This window comes from Snodgrassella sp. B3882 (assembly GCF_026535915.1).
Lineage (GTDB): Bacteria > Pseudomonadota > Gammaproteobacteria > Burkholderiales > Neisseriaceae > Snodgrassella.
Genome location: NZ_JAFNPF010000011.1, coordinates 1 through 2556, shown reverse-complemented (window position 1 = coordinate 2556; position 2556 = coordinate 1). Strand labels below are relative to the sequence as shown.

Genomic DNA, 2556 nt, shown 5'->3' with positions numbered 1-2556 from the left:
ATAAACCAAAAGCCAACTTGTAAGTTGGCTTTTGTGCAACATTAAACTGTTTTCTCATCCAGATTCAGATAACGGCACATTTACTGGTCAAAAGCAATTTAAATCATGTCGTTATTGTCTAGATAAAAAGATGTAACAAAAATACTAAAAATGAATTACTCTATTCCGAGTCAATTCTGCTGTTTTTCTGACTAATGCCACAAACTCACTACGATAGCCATGGGGATCATTACCTTTGGCATGATTGGCCCAATCAGCTATCTGCTCATAGCTTATCTGCGATAATTCAGGATTGTTACGTAGCTTTTGTCCAAACGCAGCCACTGCAGTCAGGAAACGGGTCTCCGTTCCTGCACGCTCAAAAGAACTACTTAAGGCGGTTTTTTCTATCGGTAAAGAAACAAGAGCACTGGTTTTACCATTGGGCGCTTTCCAACGCAATTTAAGAAAAACTATTTCATCATTCTGCGACACATTCAGTTTCGAACTTTGGCTTTGATACCGCAACGGGTCAATACTCGGCTTAGCACCAACTAACGTAAGCTCATACAAAAGAGTCACATTTTTTCCTGAACCAATATCCCCTGCATCCACCTTATCATTATTAAAATCTTCCTGCTTTAACTGGCGTTTTTCGTAACCAATCTGACGATATTCCAGTACTTGACTAGGATTGAATTCAATTTGTGCTTTCACATCTTTAGCGACAGTCACTAATGTGGCACTCATTTCTTCCTGCAATACCTTTTGGCCTTCTTTCAAATTATCAATATAGCTGTAATTACCATCACCGACATCAGCAATTTGCATCATCAACTCATCATTAAGATTACGCATGCCAAAGCCCAGCGTCGATAAAGTTATTCCCTTAACTTTTTCGTCACTAATCAGTGCTTTCAACTCTTCAATATGATTGTTTATATGAAAAAAGTTGCCGCCATAGGAAGCGAATAAAATGCGATTTATGCCATTTTTCACTTTGGCTCGTTCAGCCATTTTATATGCCATTTTCAGTTCTTCACCGTTAACTTCTCCATCTACTTTTCCAGCGACAATGCCACCGTCCATCTCCAATTTATTAATTGCCGCCAGAATTTTAGCTTTATTGCTTCCTGATGTTGGTTCTAGTGCTACGTCTCCAATACCCAGACCTTTAACGATGGAAACCTTGTCCTGTGGACGCAACTGATCAACCAAATATTTTAATGATTTTTGGATTAAACCCAATCTATCCTCCCCATACATTAAAGCAGAGGTATCGATCAAAAATACCAAATTTGCTGGCGGTGACTGATCATAATTCGTTTGAGCAGCCTTAATATTGACTCGCAACAAAACCTTGTTTGCATTCCAAGGACTGGGTGTCAGCTCATAGGTGGCGGCAAACGGAGAACCGGGCAAAGGCTTTAATTGTTCATTCGTAGCTGCCGGAAAATAATTAATAAACTCTTCAACCCGCACTGCATCAGGTTGTGGCAATCTATCTTGGGATAAATAACTTCGAGTAATGGCATAGCTGGCAGTGTCCATATCCAGGCTGAAGGTACTGACTGGCTCTGCTATAACTTGTTTTATTGAATTATTTGAATAGTTTTTATATTTTGAGCCATCTGCATCAAGAATATAACCGGGTGGTGGTGAGCTTATTATTGGTCCTTGAGGTAGTTCTGGGCCTAAAGGTGCAGTTGCTAGAGCTACCTTTGAATCATTTATTTCACTCTCATGGGCTCTAGCCTGTGATTTATCAAGAGTATCTTGCTTTACATTCTGCGATTCTACTTCTTTGTTATGATCAGAAGACCCTGAGTTACAGGCACTGAGTATGCCCGTAATTAACAAAATCAGCATAGAATATCTGCTCAAACAGGCTTTTGATTTAATCATGATCTCAATCCTCACATTTCTCCCATTGTTAGCAAATTATAAACTTGATTTAACATAATAGGTAAACATAAGCTGTTGAAATGAACGTCTTTACATAATTCTGATATTCTAGTGTAAGCAACCATGATGCTGATGATTTATTGTGATTCAATAAACTCAATTCTTATCTATGACTGAAAAACGATTCTTTCATTTTCGAAGGTAAGTATTCTTAGATAACCAACGTAATGTTACCTAAAAAATTTTTTATTCAAACGTTTACAAGATTTTTGGTACTGGCAGAGAGTTAAAATCACATTGATGGTTCATTAGGAAACTCATTTGGTCAAGTCATCCTCACTAAATGGTAAGCTCAATAATAAGTACTTTTTCATAATATTTGTCAATGCAGAATAAAGATCCTGTGCAATTAATAGAAATTGCTCTTTTTAATGTTTATAAATGATTTACGCTTCTATTTTGGCTCACATAGATGTTTAGCAGGTTGATTATATAATGAATGCATAAATCCTTCGTACTTTTCGATCAATCAAGGATAAATATCTTTTGCGTATAAACCAAAAGCCAACTTGTAAGTTGGCTTTTGTGCAACATTAAACTGTTTTCTCATCCAGATTCAGATAACGGCACATTTACTGGTCAAAAGCAATTTAAATCATGTCGTTATTGTCT

At 37.1% G+C, this 2556-nt stretch carries 1 protein-coding gene; it reads right to left on the bottom strand.

Features of this window, described 5'->3' with window-relative positions; genetic code table 11:
• Window positions 1-144: 144 nt before the first annotated feature.
• On the bottom strand, window positions 145-1884 hold the full coding sequence (locus J3U68_RS10580; RefSeq protein ID WP_267376888.1) for a vWA domain-containing protein: 1740 nt from the start codon (window positions 1882-1884) through the stop codon (window positions 145-147).
• Window positions 1885-2556: the final 672 nt, after the last annotated feature.

What these genes read in the sequence shown, in the direction of transcription:
- J3U68_RS10580 (WP_267376888.1), bottom strand. Translation starts at nt 1,884, where the DNA reads ATGATTAAATCAAAAGCCTGTTTGAGCAGATATTCTATGCTGATTTTG.